Origin of the sequence: Sphingobium sp., assembly GCF_033795625.1 — a bacterium.
In the GTDB taxonomy this organism is placed as follows: domain Bacteria; phylum Pseudomonadota; class Alphaproteobacteria; order Sphingomonadales; family Sphingomonadaceae; genus Sphingobium.
The window spans coordinates 39,671-55,343 of record NZ_JARYGI010000006.1 but is presented as its reverse complement, the minus strand read 5'-3'; the positions used below and the strand labels follow the sequence as shown (position 1 = coordinate 55,343).

Genomic DNA, 15,673 nt, shown 5'->3' with positions numbered 1-15,673 from the left:
CATGCACCGCCTCGTTATCAAGACTGCCTCGTACCTGTTGCTGTCGTCGACGTTCACCGCCTGCGCCGCTCAGGAGTGGCAACCGGCGGCGCTGTATCCGGCGCTTGCCCGGCTGGCGCCCGGCAAGGACACGGAGGTGTTCAGCTGCGAAGCGCCGCCGCCCGCCGTGGTGGATATCCAGACTGTCAGCAAATATGGCGAAACCGCCGGAAAGCTGAACAACAGCTCGGTCGTGGATGCAGAGGCGGAGTCCGAATATCTGGCCGACATCGCTCCCATCAAGGCGTTCAGCAAGTTCATCGTCAAGCGCGCCGACAATTATGTCGAGGGCAGTTCCAGTGCCGATGCAGAGGCCGATTGCGCCCTCACATGGCTGGATGGATGGGCGAAGGGCGGCGCGTTTCTGGGCAACATCAACCGTCAGGGACAGTCGGTGCGCAAGTGGGAACTCGGGACCTTCGCAACGACCTATCTGAAGGTCGAATCCGCATCCGCCGACACCGCGCAGAAGGCGCGGATCAAGAAGTGGATTAGCGATGTCGCATATAAAGCAAAGGAGGACTTCTCCACGCGCACCGAGCTGAAGAGCCGCCGCAACAACCATCTGTACTGGGCGGCGTGGGGCGTTTTGTCCGCGGGGCTGGCGACCGGCGACAGGAAGCTGTTCGATTGGGGCGTGGACTGCTATCGCTTCGCACTGGCCCAGATCCGCGACGACGGCTCGCTGGAGCTGGAAATGGAGCGGCGCAAGCGGGCGGCGAGCTACCACATGTTCGCGCTCGCGCCGCTGATCATGATCGCCGAAGCGGGCGAAGTGAATGGCCTTGGGCTGTATGCGGAGAAGGGCCACAGGCTGCAGAAGCTGATCGACCTCAACATCGCCGCGCTCGATAACCTGAACGTCATCGGGGACAAGGCCGGGTACAAGCAGGAAGACCTGTACAATGAGTCCAACCTCGCCTGGATGGAGCCCTATTATGCGCGGTTCCATGACGAGCGCGTGCTGAAGTGGATGACGAAGTACCGGCCGATGGCGTCGACGCGTCTGGGCGGCGACCTGACGCAGCTGTACAGCCCGGCCGTGGCTTCGGAAGGGTCCGTGGTCAAGCAACGGGACTGACCTGCGTTTCGAGCGCAAGGGTCGAGCGGCGGCGCGCTATGCGGCGCGCCGCTTCGATCAGCAGCCCGAAAGGCGCCGCGAGCGCGACGGACATGAACCACATCAGAGGCAGCACATACTGGTCCTCGGCACGCCGCCAGTGTCCGGGATACAGCAGCACCCACAATAGCACCGGCGCAATGGCGAGCAATGCGGTGACGATTGGCTCGCGGTGCCTGCCCTGCTGGTCCAGCGGATCGACGGCGGCGTAGAGGAGCAGCCCGCAGGCCACGGAAAACAGCAGGTCGAAGGCACCGAGCGGCCCCATCATCGATTCGCCGCTGAGCCACTGGTAGGTGCCCAATGCGCCGGCGCCGAGATCAGTGATCCAGCTGACTTCGCGCACGTCGAGGAACAGCGAAGCGAGGATTTCGGGTACGTCCCGCCACTCACCCGCCATCCCGGCCGCCACTGCATAAGCCAGCCAGGACAGGACCACCGTCAGCACGTAAAGGCCGCCGTTGCGGAGCACGACCTTTCGGTCCTGATCGGTCGGGGCGAGCATGCGCGACAGGAACAGGATGCAGCCAAGACCTACGGGGACGCTTCCGCCGGTGGGATCGAGCGATACCAGCGCGGCGGCGAGCAACGGCGCGAGCTTGGCGATCCGCTCCGGGCCGGCGGTGTTCTTTTCCAGCATGTAGAGCACGCCGCAAAGACTCCCGATCAGCAGCGCCATCGTCGGCATCGCGGTCAGCGAACCGGGCACGGCAAGCAGGAAGGCGCTGCCGATCATCATGCACAATGCGGCGGCTATGCGATCGCGCCGCCCGCCATGGCTGTGGCTGGTGCACGCGAACCAGAGACCGCCGACAGCCGCCGCCAGCAGCAGCGCCGTGTTGATCCACCGCGTCGCATGGACGCCGATCACTGCAAGCGCAGGCAGCACGGTGCTGCCTGCCGTGAAGAACCCATCCTCGCGCAGAAGCTCGCGCATGTTCGGCGACAGCCGCTTGCGCTCCGCAACGCTCGCCAGCAGCGTGCAGGCATTCACCTTGCGGTCGCTGAGGACGAATTTCGGACGGGCGATCGATGCGGCCACGTCGAAGCGGTCGGCGGCGAGCGGCATGAATTGCTGGCAGTCGAGCTGCGCGCGGCCGAGAAGCCACCAGGGAGCCAAGTCCACTGGCGTGATCGTTTCCAGGGCACCGTCACTGAACGCCTTCTGGATCGCCGCTCCGTCGCTGGCGCGCGTGGCGACCATGTTGGCGGCGATGCTGCCGAACACGAACAGCAGCAAGGCGATGACGACGAAGCGCCAATAGCCATGCCGAATTTCAGGCGCCGGTGGTGTCACTGCAGGAGTTTCCGTCATTCTTTCTCACCTGCCAGCAGGAGCGTCTCGCGACGTTGTTCATTGACCTTCTGCTGCTCGCGCGGGTCGAACTGCCCCATCTGGCGCAGCACCTGACGCGCCGGGCCATAGCCGCGGCGGGCGGCTTCCTTGAGGATGCGCAGGGCCTGCAGTTCGGAGCCGGGGGCTTCGCCCTTCAGCATCAGTATGGCCGTCTGGAAATCGACGTCATTGTTGCCGCGGCCGAAGACGCTGACGATCAGGGCATTGCCCTTGGCAGGCTGAGGCGCGCTGCCGCAGCCGTCGATGTAGCAGCCCGCAAGCAGGATGGTCGCCTTGATATCGCCGAGCGCCGCGCCGCGCTTGTAATATTCGACGGCCTTGTTGAGATCCTTCGCGACACCGAAGCCGGACGCATAGGCGACGCCCATGCCCCGGAAGCCAGCCGCCGTTCCACGGCTGGCGGCGAGATTGAAATATTGGAAGCTGAGGGCAGGATCGACCGGCACGCCGTTGCCCGACGCATAGATCGCGGCGAGGGAGGCCAGCGCTTCGCCGTTGCCGCTTGCGGCTGCCTGCTTGAAGAGCGAGGTAGCCTGTTTCGCGCTTTCAGGATCGCCGATGGACAGCAACAACCCGCCCAGCTTCGTGCGCGCCTCGACGCTGCCGCTGGCGATTGCCTGGTTCAGCAGGTCCTGCGCGCGGTTGAGTTCGGCAGGCGTCGTGCCGCCGACGACCACCGCCTGTGCAGCGATGATGCGCAGGCCGTTGTTCGTGCTGCCGGAGTTGACGGCCCGCAAGGCCCATTCGTTCGACAAGTCGATGTCGCGGTCGACGATCTGGCCCAAGCGATAGATGTCGGCCAGTTCCGACATGGCGCGCACGCTACCGCGCTTGGCGGCCTCGGTCAGATATTCGACGGCGCGCTCATTGTTCTGCGGCATGAGGCCGCCGGGGAGATAGGCTTGCGCCAGCTTGGTGTAAGCGGAGGCGCTGCCTCCGGTCGCAGCGCGCGCATACCATTCGAACGAGGCTTTCGGATCGGGCGCCCCGAGTACGCCATCTGCCGCAAAGTCGCCAAGCCGCACTTGTGCCCCCGAGCTGCCGCCGCGCGCGGCTGCCCGATAGTAGGCATACGCCTTGCGATTATCCACGGCGACGCCGCGACCAAGGCGATAGTTCTCCGCCATGATGTAGGATGCGCCAGCCGATCCACGCGCCACTGCGCCTCGCAGCAGGCGGAAAGCGCGTTCCGACTCCTCCTTGCTGAAACCGGGCTTCAACAGCAGTTCGGCCAGGCGCACCATGCCGCGCACCGATCCCAGGGCGATAGAGCGCTCGTACAGGTCGCGCGCCTGCGCGATGTCGGTAGCGTCGCCGCGTTCGCGCAGCAGATCGCCCAGGTTCACCATCGACGTGATGCTGCCGTCCGCCGCTTCCCGCCGCATCAGCCGTTCGGCAACGCGCCGATAATCGCGCGCTTCGTAGGAGGTCAGCGTGAGGCGCGGCTGGAATCCCAGGAATTCGGCGGTCTTCAACGCAGCCTGCGACCGCTTCAGCGCAATCGAGCGCCAGAGCGGCCCGACTTCGGCCCGCCGGATGTTGATGCTTTCCAGGCTCTCGGCAAGCAGGGCGGTGGCGGCAGTGTCACCGTTCGAGGCCATGCCCTGCAGGATGCTGACACCGCGCGAGGCCGTGGCGGGCTGGCTTGCCAGTTCAAAGGCATATTTGCGCGTCGCTTCGTCCCGCGTCATCGGGTCGGCCATCGTCTGCTTGCGCGCGGCGATCTTCATTTCCGCCGCCTGCTGCGGGGTCAGCGGCATGACCGACCGCCCGATATTCTCATAACGGCGCAGCGTCGCAAGGCCGGGCGAGAGCGCCTCAAGCTGTTTGATGCTGGCGTCGAAGGCGAGCTTGTCGTCCTGCGCTGCGGCAAGACGGACGGCGGCATCCGCCTGTTCGAGCGGCGGTGGCGGCGCGACCTTGTATACATAGCCGCCGATACCCATTGCCAGCAGCCAGAGTAGCCCGGTGCCCGCGATCAAAGCCGACTTGTTCACAGGCCGCCTCCCACGGATTGCCCGTCGGCATCGGCATCGACATCTTCGCGGACGACCTCTGCGGCGAAGCGCTGGCCCCCCTGCCTGGTGGCTGCGTTGATGATGGTGCGGCCCGAGCAGGACGGGAACGGACGGCCAGCGGCGGGGACGAGCGGCAATTCACGCGACAGGAAGTTCTGCTGGACGAACGGGCAGGCATAGGGCCGCTTGGGCTTCGGGCAGCCTCCGCCGACCATCACGCCATCCGCCTGACGCGCGCCGATATCGCGCTCTGCCAGCTTCAGGTCATTGAGGAACATGCGCTTGGACGAGCCGATGAGCGTGTTGTCCTGCAGCAGCATCGCGCCCATGCCGATCATGCCCATCCCGCCCTGCTTGTTGTTCTTCAGCGTGTTGGAAGCGGCTGCGGCGGACAGGAAGCGCTCGTAGGGGTCTAGCAGCAGGTTACGTTCGGGCGCGCCGGGCTTGGTCACGAACTCGATCGAATAGCCTTCGATGCCGAGGTTGCCGTTGTCCGTAATCTCATTGTGGAAGATGCCGACGTTCCAGCTGTTGCGGACCGTGACTCCCGACCGCCCGTTCTTGAAGACGGCATTGGACGAGATGATGTTGCAGGGGCTCTCATAGATCGAAATGCCGTTGGCGTGATTGTCGAACGCAGTGTTGGCATAGATGATGTTGCGGCCCGCATAGCGATCCATCATGATGCCCGAGCCGTGGTTGTCGAAGGCAAGATTACCGATGACCCAGCTATCTTCGACATTACGCGATCCGATGATGCCGTGCTTCTTGTGGCTGCCGTAGACGGTGTTGAAGGAGAAGAGCAGCTTGTGCGAGCGGTCATGCGGATCGATGCCGTAGACGATGTTGTCGCGGTACTCGTTGCCGACGACCTGCACGTCATTGGCTTCGTAGCTGTAGAAACCATACAGCATGTTCTGGAAGCTGTTCTCGACGAAGGTGCCCGTCGGCGGGCGGACCTGCTCCACATTTCGCTGCAGCAGCGTTACCGGGCCGTAAGTCAGCGTCATGCCGTACGCCTTGCCCGACGCGTAGCCAAGGTTGAGAAACTGCGTGCCGACGGCGCGTGTCGTGGAGTTGCTCCAGGCGATGTAGAAGGGGCGAAAGTCATTGCGGCTCTCGTAGGTCATCTCGGTCGGCGCCGCGGTCTTCTCCGTCCAGCCGACCAGCGTCGTGTCTGCGATGTGCATGTTGCCGGCGTTGACGATGAAGCTGGCCCGCTCGGTCGAGAGCCGCATCGTGTCCACGTCGCTGGCGCTCAGGGTGAGCGTCGCGCCTTCGCTGACGAACAGCGGCGCGCGCAGGGTGTAGGTGCGTCCGGTGCGCGCCAGCAAGTTGCCCTGCCCCCGCATCACCAGTTGTTCCCAGAGTTGGGGCGCACTGAGGCGGCCTTGACTCAGATGAAGATATACGGGGTGACGCGTGCCCTGCGCGGCCATGACGATGGTCGCGCCCACGAGAGTCCAGTCGTCCTGAACGGATCGGGCGGTCAGGAATTTTTTGTTATAGTCGTTGTTCACCAGCGGAACGATGTCGAGGACACCGCTGTCGTCGCTCTGCGGCACATTTGCGCGTACATAATCGGCATCGAAGCGGTCGCTGTCGGGCAGGCGGGGAATGAAGTCACCCAGCTTCTGCTGCTTCACGTCGAAGGTCGCATAGATATAGCGCTCGATCTCGGTCCGGGGGCGCAGAGCCGGGTCCATATCGGGCGAGAGCGGCTGGCTCTCTCCCTTCAACGCGGTGAAACGGTCGAGCGTGTTGGCCTGCGAGCGGGCCAGCGTCTGGTATGTGCGGACGCGCAAGTTGACATCCGACATGCCTCTGACCGTATAGGCCGCCAGACGGATCGCGCCCATTTTCCCGAGTTCGAGCGAGACGGCAGCCTTGAACGCATCGCGGTCGGCAGCGTCATTGGCGGAGAACTGCCCGGAGAGCGCCAGAGCCGCATCGTAATTGCCCTTGCGCACCAGCCCAATGCCGACGCGCTTTGCGACATCGGCGCGAAGGCGGGCATCGGCGACCAGCGGCAATCTGCGTGCGGCCACTTCGAGATCGCCCGATGTCGCGGCGAAGGCTGCGTCGGCAAAGGCTATGCCATCCCACAGAGCCGGCTCTTTCGTGAAGATCTTCTCAAGGCGCGATTTGGCAGTGGCCGTCCATGCCGCTGGCATATCGGCGCTGAGGGCCAGTCGGGCAGCAGCCTGCAGCCATGCCCTGTCGTCGGAGAGTGCGGAAACCATCGCGTCCGCACGGCTGAAATCCCCACCACGGGCGACGATCGCCGATGCGCGGCCCTGCAATTCTCCCGCCAACTGTCCCTGTGCCTCGTCGGCCAGAGCCGCCATGCCAGCGGCATCTTTCGTCCGAGCATAGACGTCGGCAAACGCAAGCAGTGCGTCGTCGCGGGCTTCGCTGGCGGAGGTCGAGAGGTCGAGCAGGCTGGACGCCGCCTTTAGATCGCCTGTTTCGGCCATTGCGCGCGCACCATAGGCGGCGGCGAGTTGACGGGCGGGACCATCCGGCATTGCGGAGATCGAGCGCACGATGTCCGTCAGATAAGGCATTCCCTGCGCGGCATAACCGGCCTTGACCAAGGACACGCCGATCAGCATCCGCGCCATCGTACGGGTTTCGCTACCGGTAATGGCGGGTTCGGCCACTTGCGCCTCGTGCATATAGCCGCGGTTCGCGCCGACATTGACGACGCGCAGCAAAGCAGCATCGCGTGACGCCGTGCCGGAGATGGCGAGGCCAGCGTCGAGGGCATCCACGACGTTGCGCTTGTCGAGCAGCGTCTCGGCCACGGCACGCAGCATCACGTCGCGATCTTCGGCGCGGCGCATCGGGAAGGCCGCAGCGGCGCCGAGCGCGAGCTTGGGCTGCCGGGTCTTCAGCGCCATGTCTATGAAGGCAGCCAGACCGGCGTCGCTCCGGTTAAGATTGAACTGGCGCATCATCAGCGTGCCGATCTCGCTATAGGCGGTGGTGCGCTCGCGCGGGTTCGCGATGCGGCGCGCCAGCAGGAAGGCAGTCTGCTGGGCGTCGGCGTTCACGCTGGCATGGGCGGCGAAATAGAGCGCGAAGTCATGCGTCAGGCGGTCGCAGCTGCTGCCCGATTTCTGGCAACTACGATCCATGTAGGACCATATGCGAAAAAGACGTTCCACACGTTGCGGTGGAGGAATGCGTCTGGCGACGGTAAGCACGCCGAGTTTCCGGGCAGCGCGTTGGCGAAGGCCGACATCGTCCATCAGGTTGAACGCTTGTTCGGCAAATTCGTAGCCGACACTGGCGTCAGGCGTCTGGATCTTGGCGCGCATCACTGTGATGAAGCGAAGCAGGTGCCGATCGAGCGCAATGTCGCCGCGCCCGTCGACCAGCTTCAAAGTCGACAGCAGTTCGAGATGGGCGTCCGCCTTGGCCGAGAAATCCGGCGAACCGGCGTTCAGTTCCAGTAGTCGCCGATCGAGATTGGCGACGTCGACCGAAGAAAGCTGAGGGACATCCTGTGTCGCGCCGATGGACCAGGATTGCCCGTGCGGTATGTCTTTCACGAGCAGGACGAGCCCGACGATCACCGTCAAGACCACGGCAGCGGCGCCTGCGATCGAGGCGCGCTTATGCGCCGTAAGCCAGGTGACGGCACGCGCTTTGAGCGCGGCGGTCCTCGGCGTATCGGTCGCTATGGAGGGTGTAGGCATATCCATGGACGTCAAAGCCTCGGCATTCTGGCGGCGGCCCAGAGATAGCGCTCAGGTATTTCCCAGATCACCAGCCTGGGCGGCTTTTCGCGGAACTCGGCGCTGGCCAGATAATCGGCCATGGGCTTGAAAGGCCCCTGCCCTTCCTGCGCTGCGTTCAGGATATCAGTGCGCAGCGCGACTTTCAGCTGATCCTCGAACTGCCAGCGGCGGTCGAAGCTGTAGCTGGAACCGACTAGCGCAACCGGCAACGTGTCTTCGCCGAGCAGGGCGTCGCCAGCGTCAGTACCTGCAGGGGGGCGTTCCACGGCTTCGCCGGTGCGAATGAAATCAGGGGCGGGAGCCTTGGGACCCGCGACGTCGAGCAGCGGCAGGAACGCCAGCAGGTCCCCGCGATGTTCCTTCGGACTGCCTTCCTTCAACACGAACTCGCCGGACGCGGGTTCGCCCGCCAGCAGTCCCGCCTTCATCACCGATTTCGCTACTTCACGGGCAGCGATTTCAGCGCCTTGTGGCGTCCAGTGGGTGTCGGTTCTGAGGAACAGCTGCGTCTTGGACCTGTTCTCGACAAATGGGCCAAGCAGATCGACGACCGGGACGCCCCTGCCCTGCAGGTTCGTCACGGTTTCGGTGTAGACAGGCGCCAGCTTGGGCATGAAGCCATAGCGCCCCGCCTTGTCGTCATAGACGCGCAGCTTGGCGGGGATCAGGGCGACGATGACCTGCGTTCCGGCGGCTTCTGCCTTGGCCTTGGCGGCGCGGATGAAGGAAATCTTGTCCGCGAACGCCACACGCGGCGTATCGAGCCGAGCCATTTCCTCGTCCGTGAACAGCCAGCCGTCCGACCCGACGAGCACTCCGGGCCGGCCTTCCCGGAAGCCGATATAGGAAAGCGTGCCGAAGGCGTCCTTTGCGGGCTGCGTCAGGGCCAGCGTCTTGTCGAAATTCTTGCCGTACAGCCCTGCCCACTGGCCGTCCGTGAACGGCACGGCGAGACTGCCGATCCAGGTCGAGGGATTGAGCACGGCCAGCGTCGCGGCAAACCCCAGCAGGGCAATGCCCATGAAGGCCGAATAGCGGTTGGTCTGCTGATCGGATGAGGCGGTCATGACTGCGGGCCTAGAACTGGAAATACAGGAAAGGTGAGAAGCTGTCGGCCGAGAGCTTGGCGACGGAGAACACCAGCAACACGCCCCAGCTTGCCGCGACGAGAGCCGGGGAGCGGGGCCAGCTTGCGCGAATGAGGGTGACGTTCCACACACGCAGCGCACCCAGGAAGATGATCCCGTAGGCGGCGATCAGCATCGCCACCTGCAGCCCGCGGACCTGCCACGCGACTTCCGGCGACAGGCTCCATCCGTGCAGGCCGATCATGCCGCGATAGACGTTGAAGGCGGTCTCTACGGACGGCGCGCGGAACATGACCCAGCCGATGACGACCAACAGGAAGGTCAATGTCCATGACGCCGCGGCGGAGCGGAAGAACTGCCCGCCCTTGCCTTTGCCAAAGCCGCGCTCGATCGCCATGATGCTGCCGTGCCAGATACCCCACAGCACGAACGTCCAGGCCGCGCCGTGCCAGATGCCGCCAAGCACCATCGTCAGCCACAGATTGCGATAGGTCGCGAAACTGCCGCCGCGATTGCCGCCTAGTGGGATATAGAGATAGTCGCGCAGCCAGGTGGACAGGCTGATGTGCCAGCGCCGCCAGAACTCGGTGATGGAGCGGCTGGCATAGGGCTGGTCGAAATTCTCGATGAAGCGGAAGCCGATCATCAGGCCGAGGCCGATGGCCATGCTGCTGTAGCCGGCGAAGTCGAAATAGAGCTGTGCCGTGTAGGCAAGCGCGCCCAGCCAGCTGTCGAGCGTGGTGGGATTGGGCTGCGCGAAGCAATATTCCACCATGGGCGCGATGGTGTCGGCGATGAGCACCTTCATCGCGAAACCCTGCGCGAACCGCACGACGCCTTCGCCGAACTTCTCGACGCTGTGGGTGCGGTGGGCGAACTGTTCGTCCAGATCCTTGTAGCGGATGACGGGACCGGCGATCAGTTGCGGGAACAGCGCCTTGAACGCGGCCAGATCGAGCAGTGACCGCGCAGGACGGGAATCCTTGCGGTAGATGTCGACCATGTAACTGATCGCCTGGAACGTGAAGAAGCTGATGCCGATGGGCAGGATGATGTGGTCGGCATGGAAGATCGGGTGGTTGGTGGTGCCGAGCACGCTATTCAAGGAATCCAGCGCGAAATTGGCATATTTGAAGTAGCCGAGCGTCAGCAGGGAGACGGTGATGCCGATCACCGTCCAGCGCTTTCGCCAGACTTCCTGCACGGATCGGTCGATGAGCAGCGCGATGCTGTATGCCCAGATCGTGATCGCGATCAGCAGCAGCAGATAATCCACGCGCCACCACGCGTAGAAAATATACGACCCGACCACGATGGTCAGCGACTTAAGCCGCGTCGGCGTCACATAATAAACCGCCAGGAAGATCGGCAGGAACAGGAACAGGAATATGGTCGAGGAGAATACCATGCGTCTGCGTTACCGCCCGATCGCTGCGCCGGGGGCGCTGAACACTTGCGGGCGGCCAGCCTGCGTCAGGAAGATGCCGAGCGTCGCGCCGCGGCGGAGCTGTACGGCGGGAACTTCGCCGAGCTTTCGGCTGCCCTGGTAGACGGCGAAGCCTACGCGTAGCGGATTTACTTCACGGCTTGCGGAAGCGCCATGGGCTACGTTGGGCTGAAGCGTGATCTTGCCGTCTGCCGTCTTCAGCGACACCTGATCCATGGACGACAGGTTGTAGAAGACGACCGTTGCCTTGCTGAGCGAAGGCTTGGGGTCCGAGAAGATGCGGAACTGCTCGCGGCCGAAATTGCCGGTGACGATCGAGTAATAGCGACCCGCGGCGAACGGGCGGGCAACCTTCTGCGCGCCGACCGTGACGGGGAGCTGGCCCTGCTTCACATGGCGATAGCCGCTGGGCAGGCCGGGCTTGGGCTGGAACCGTGTCGATCCGACCAACACTGCGGGGGCCTGCCCGCCCGCTGTCATCACGCGGATTGCGGCCGCGTCGGCTGGCGGTGGGGGAGCGTAGAGAGTTGCGTCCTGGGCTACGGCCGCGCCTGCCAACAGAGTAAGCGCCGTGCCGAAAGCCGCCGCAGATAAAGTGCCATGCGTGAAATATTTCATGAGTCCGTCCATTCCGTTTACCCTTGGCACCCGAGTTTCGCAGCCCAGGCCGGGTTCAGAGCCCCAGCCGCAGCGTCCGCACGCGACCGGATACGGGCTGGCCCAGGCGTCCTGCGTCGACAGGGTTATCGAATTCCACGACCACCGATCCCGCCAGATCGGGCACGCGCAAGCCCGTGCGTTCCAGCGTTTCGGGATCAGTCAGGCCCGGCAGCAGGATGCTCTTGACCCGGCCCATCGCCTCGCTGTCGTCGTTGAAGAAGTTGACCGCGACGCGATCACCGACGCTGACCTTGCGCAGTTCCTTCAGCCGCACGACCAGCGTGGCTTCGGCCTTGCCGCGAAGGGGCGCGAGGCTGATGATCGGCGCGGCGCGGGACAGCGGTGCGCCAAGCTGGGCCAGCCGTTCGCCGACGATGCAGCGGCAGTTGGCGACGACGTTCAGCACCGACCCATCGATGCGCTCCATCGAGGCGAGGATCTGGTTAGGCTCCACCTTGTCGCCAGACTTGACGCTGAACGATGTGACGGTCGCGCTGGTCGGCGCGCGCAATACGGTGCCGAACGGGCTGGTGACGGCGCCTTCCGCAGCCACCACGAACGTGCGCGTATAGAGGTTCATCAGCACATAGGCCGTCAGGGTAACGGCCGCGACGACGAACAGCAGCAGGCCGAAGTTGCGGCGGAGCACGTCGAACAGGGCGCGGCGCGGCGATATCTCGGCCTCAGGCATAGAACTGGTGCGGACGCGGGCGCTGTTGTCGCGCTGAAGGACGTGGAGGATGTCGCCGGCATCGACGATTTCGCCGCTGAGATAGGCGTCGCGGACGAAGTGCAGGAGCGAAAGTTGCTGCCAGCTCATCTGCGAGAAGGCGCCGCCGATGATGTTCTGCTCTTCATTGATGTGACGGACGGCGAGTTCGACATCGATGGTCATGTCGAAGCCATCAAAGTTGAACCGCATCTGGGGCAGCAGGATGTCGCCGATCGCGACCTTGCCGTCATAATCCTTGATACACACGCCGCCGACGGACCAGTCGGACGTCTGGTACACCTTGCCCTCGATGATGGCCTGCGCAGCCACCTTCATGCGGGTGTGCTGACGCTGGCTAGCCGCCTCATGGCTAATCGTTGCGGCTGTGCTCATAAGTCCTCCTTGATCACTATTCGCTGAACATCAGATCGACGTTCCTCACGCTGTCGACAGTCAAGGCTCTCATGAAGTTTCCGACGAAAACGATGAGGACGAGAATGGCGAAGGAGTGAACGAAGAAAGATGAAACGGAAACGTAGCGCTTGAAAAAGCTGGTGTTGGCGCTGCTGTTGGTGGTCTTCTGCCGGGTCCATTTCTGGCGGTCGAGGCGGAAGAAGATGTAGGTCTTTACTATCGAACCGTAGATCTGGTTGTAGTAAAGCAGGAACGGATAGGTCCAGCTGACGTCCTGCCGGACGGTGAGCAGCGCAATCGTCTGCAGCAGGCGAGTGAACGCGACCCAGTAGAAATATCCGAGGATCAGCGTCGGCTCGATGAAGATGCTGGCCAGGATCGCCGCGACGAGGCCGGTGAGCGACGTCCACATCGAAATGCGCTGGTCGAAGATCGACCACCAGGTCCACCAGCTGATGTTGCGGGGGCCAAGCTTCAGCGCGCGGCCATTGGTGCGCAGCATGTTGCCGAACCAGCGGACCATCAACTGCGTCGAGCCGATGAGGAAGCTGTTGTGCGGCGGATGCTCGATCGTGACGATCTTGACGTCCGGAATGTAGAGCATCTGCCAGCCGCGGCGGAGCAGGAAGAACCAGCTCGACTTGTCGTCGCCTGTCAGGAATTTGAGACGGCCAAGACGCCAGTGGTCGATCCAGTCGACTTCGATCTGGCGCACGAATTCGGGGTCAGTGACGAGATCGGCGCGGAAGGCGGACATGCGCCCGGTCAGCGTCAGGACTCGCTTGGCCAGACCATGCGATGACATGAGAATCTGGCGCTGGGCAAAGCGCATCGAGTACCACTGGCGGAAGATCTCACGGCCTTCGACCTTGCAGACTTCGTCCGTGGTGAACGCACCTGCCTTGGGATAGACCGAGAGAAAGGGCAGGCTTCGGCGGAGGGCGCCATCCTCAAGGATGGAATCACCGTCGATGACGCAGACGATCGCATCCGGCGGCGGCGCGGCGCGGGCGATCAGGCGGAATCCTTCGGCCAGAGCGTCGCGCTTGCCGGTTCCCGCGATCCGGACGAATTTAAGGTCGACCAGATCAGTTTCGCCGGCCATCGAGCTGAGCTGCTTGACCAGCCGCTGGTCGCCCATCTCCACGAGCGACGCCACAACGGTGCAGCGAAGGCCCGACTCCACCGCTTCCTTGAAGACCGAGTGATAGACCTTGCGGGTCGTTTCCGTGTCTATCCGGAAGCTTGTCACCATCAGGTAGACATGGCTTGGCATGGCGGATTCGCCAGCCGCCTCGACCTTCCGGCGCATGCGCGGAAAGACGATGTGCAGGTACAGCATGGCCCGAGTGATATGGATGGCCGCCCATCCATATCGCCAGATGCCAATGGTGCCGATCAACGCCAGATAATAAGGCGAGACCGGGTCGAGCCAACTCTCATCCAGTTGATAAGCGAGGGCGGCGAGCACCAGGAAGTAAATGATCAGGCCACGCATGGCGCGTTTCTCGGCGCGAGTCGCTGAGTGCCGTTACCAGCTCAGCCCTTCGTAGCTTTCATTCGAGCGCAGCTTGCGGTCGATGCGGACGAGATCGACCACGGTCTTGCCAGCCGGAATGTTGCCGGGCAGCGCGCGGAAGCGATGGTCGCCATTGCCGATCACGATGGTGTCGCCGTGCGAGACAACGTCCTCGACATCTTCCACCAGCAGTTCGGCCAGATGCGGAATGTGCGAGCGAATGAAGTGCAGGTTCGCGCCGACCAGCTTGGAATAGCTGACATTGGCGTCGAAGATCTTCAGATCGTAGCCCTTGCCGTAGAGTTTTTCGGCAACGCTGACGAGCGGGCTTTCGCGCAGATCGTCGGTTTCCGACTTGAAGCTGAGGCCGAGCATACCGATGCGGCGGCTGGTGGCGCGCGAGGCGATCAGGTCGAATGCGCGGTCCACCTGCAGCTCGTTGGACATCTGCACGGCTTCGAGCATCGGCACCCGCACATCCATTGACGCGGCCTTGTAGCGCAGCGCACGAAGGTCCTTGGGCAGGCACGAGCCACCGAACGCCATGCCCGGCTTCATGTAAGCGGGCGAGATGTTCAGGCGCTTGTCGGCGCAGAGCACTTCCATGACTTCATGGCCGTCGACGTCCGCGGCCTTGCAGATATTGCCCATTTCGTTGGCGAACACGATCTTCGTCGCGTGCCAGCAGTTGTTGGCATATTTGATGGCTTCGGCAGTGCCGATCTCCACGACACGGACTTCGCCGATGATGCCTTCGTTCAGTTCGCGCAGGCGATCGACCGTGGTGTCGTCCATCTTGCCGATGACGATGACTTCGGGCTCCAGATAGTCCGCGATCGCCGTGCTTTCGCGCAGGAATTCGGGGTAGATGGCGACGCCGAAGCCCTTGCCCGCGACCATGCCGGACGAGCGGGAGAGCGAGGGGATGACGGTGCCCGCCATGGAGCCCGGCAGCATCGTGGAGCGCATGACGATGGAGTGGAAGTCGCCCTTTTGCGCCAATGCTAAGCCGATCTGTTCGCAGACCGTGACGACATAGCCGAGATCCAGATTGCCGTTGGGCAGGCTGGGCGTACCGACGCAGACGATCGACAGTTCGCTGTTCTGGATGGCTTCGGCCACATCGGTCGTGGCGCGCAAGGTGCCGTTGGCGACGGCGTTCGAGATCAGCTCAGGCAGGCCGGGTTCGACGATCGGCGCCTTGCCCGCGTTGAGCAGGTCCACCTTCGCGGCGTTATTGTCGACCGCAATGACTTCATGGCCGCTCTTGCAAAGACAGGCGGCAGTGACTGCGCCGACATAACCGATTCCAAAGACTGATACGCGCATGGGGACCCCCAATAGGTTCGCTGAATTTCGCAACCGCACAGTCCCGGTCAGATGCGCCTGTTGGCGATTCCTGAGGAGATCCGTGTGTTATCCCCATCATTACCTTATGCAATTGCGGAAAAACAAATTTCTTTTTGCGGTTGCGAACAGTTTTGGGTGTGGAAAAGCCGTGCGTGTCAAAGTGGAACAACACAGGAACAACCCGTTAAAATACGTAAGTAACT

The 15,673-nt window shown here is 63.3% G+C and carries 10 protein-coding genes; 1 reads left to right on the top strand and 9 read right to left on the bottom strand.

The window, feature by feature from the left end:
- Position 1 precedes the first annotated feature (1 nt).
- Positions 2-1,120 carry an alginate lyase family protein gene (locus tag QHC67_RS04555; RefSeq protein ID WP_319291605.1) on the top strand — a complete coding sequence of 373 codons (1,119 nt, stop codon included), beginning with the start codon at positions 2-4 and terminating at the stop codon, positions 1,118-1,120.
- On the opposite strand, the gene QHC67_RS04550 is transcribed toward QHC67_RS04555, so the two are convergent.
- The 9 genes from QHC67_RS04550 to QHC67_RS04510 are packed head-to-tail and all read right to left on the bottom strand — an operon-like array spanning position 1,104 to position 15,449.
- Entirely contained in the window at positions 1,104-2,474 is a 1,371-nt protein-coding gene (locus tag QHC67_RS04550; protein WP_319291602.1) for a hypothetical protein, read from the bottom strand. The two genes, QHC67_RS04555 and QHC67_RS04550, sit on opposite strands and share 17 nt — an antisense overlap.
- Positions 2,471-4,513 (bottom strand): tetratricopeptide repeat protein, encoded by a 2,043-nt coding sequence (locus QHC67_RS04545; protein ID WP_319291600.1) that lies wholly within the window; start codon positions 4,511-4,513, stop codon positions 2,471-2,473. The genes QHC67_RS04550 and QHC67_RS04545 overlap by 4 nt, the downstream gene beginning before the upstream one ends.
- Complete coding sequence (locus tag QHC67_RS04540; RefSeq protein ID WP_319291597.1) at positions 4,510-8,244, bottom strand: right-handed parallel beta-helix repeat-containing protein; 3,735 nt, start codon at positions 8,242-8,244, stop codon at positions 4,510-4,512. The genes QHC67_RS04545 and QHC67_RS04540 overlap by 4 nt, the downstream gene beginning before the upstream one ends.
- A 5-nt stretch (positions 8,245-8,249) precedes the next feature.
- Positions 8,250-9,347, bottom strand: coding sequence for an alginate O-acetyltransferase AlgX-related protein (locus QHC67_RS04535; protein WP_319291593.1), 1,098 nt, complete (start codon positions 9,345-9,347; stop codon positions 8,250-8,252).
- A gap of 10 nt (positions 9,348-9,357) precedes the next feature.
- Positions 9,358-10,776 carry an MBOAT family protein gene (locus tag QHC67_RS04530; RefSeq protein ID WP_319291590.1) on the bottom strand — a complete coding sequence of 473 codons (1,419 nt, stop codon included), beginning with the start codon at positions 10,774-10,776 and terminating at the stop codon, positions 9,358-9,360.
- A gap of 9 nt (positions 10,777-10,785) precedes the next feature.
- On the bottom strand, positions 10,786-11,445 hold the full coding sequence (locus QHC67_RS04525; RefSeq protein WP_319291587.1) for an alginate O-acetyltransferase AlgF: 660 nt from the start codon (positions 11,443-11,445) through the stop codon (positions 10,786-10,788).
- Between the two features lie 43 nt (positions 11,446-11,488).
- Complete coding sequence (locus QHC67_RS04520) at positions 11,489-12,580, bottom strand: hypothetical protein (protein ID WP_319291584.1); 1,092 nt, start codon at positions 12,578-12,580, stop codon at positions 11,489-11,491.
- 16 nt (positions 12,581-12,596) lie between these two features.
- Positions 12,597-14,099: a glycosyltransferase gene (locus QHC67_RS04515; protein WP_319291581.1), complete on the bottom strand. Its 1,503-nt coding sequence runs from the start codon at positions 14,097-14,099 to the stop codon at positions 12,597-12,599.
- A gap of 33 nt (positions 14,100-14,132) precedes the next feature.
- Positions 14,133-15,449, bottom strand: a complete 1,317-nt coding sequence (locus QHC67_RS04510; protein WP_319291578.1) for a UDP-glucose/GDP-mannose dehydrogenase family protein — start codon at positions 15,447-15,449, stop codon at positions 14,133-14,135.
- Between the last annotated feature and the right edge of the window lie 224 nt (positions 15,450-15,673).

Excerpts from the sequence above, each read along its gene's own strand:
- QHC67_RS04535 (WP_319291593.1), bottom strand. The coding sequence starts at position 9,347 with ATGACCGCCTCATCCGATCAGCAGACCAACCGCTATTCGGCCTTCATG.
- QHC67_RS04520 (WP_319291584.1), bottom strand. The coding sequence starts at position 12,580 with ATGAGCACAGCCGCAACGATTAGCCATGAGGCGGCTAGCCAGCGTCAG.
- QHC67_RS04550 (WP_319291602.1), bottom strand. The coding sequence starts at position 2,474 with ATGACGGAAACTCCTGCAGTGACACCACCGGCGCCTGAAATTCGGCAT.
- QHC67_RS04540 (WP_319291597.1), bottom strand. The coding sequence starts at position 8,244 with ATGGATATGCCTACACCCTCCATAGCGACCGATACGCCGAGGACCGCC.
- QHC67_RS04530 (WP_319291590.1), bottom strand. The coding sequence starts at position 10,776 with ATGGTATTCTCCTCGACCATATTCCTGTTCCTGTTCCTGCCGATCTTC.
- QHC67_RS04555 (WP_319291605.1), top strand. The coding sequence starts at position 2 with ATGCACCGCCTCGTTATCAAGACTGCCTCGTACCTGTTGCTGTCGTCG.
- QHC67_RS04515 (WP_319291581.1), bottom strand. The coding sequence starts at position 14,099 with ATGCGTGGCCTGATCATTTACTTCCTGGTGCTCGCCGCCCTCGCTTAT.
- QHC67_RS04525 (WP_319291587.1), bottom strand. The coding sequence starts at position 11,445 with ATGGACGGACTCATGAAATATTTCACGCATGGCACTTTATCTGCGGCG.
- QHC67_RS04510 (WP_319291578.1), bottom strand. The coding sequence starts at position 15,449 with ATGCGCGTATCAGTCTTTGGAATCGGTTATGTCGGCGCAGTCACTGCC.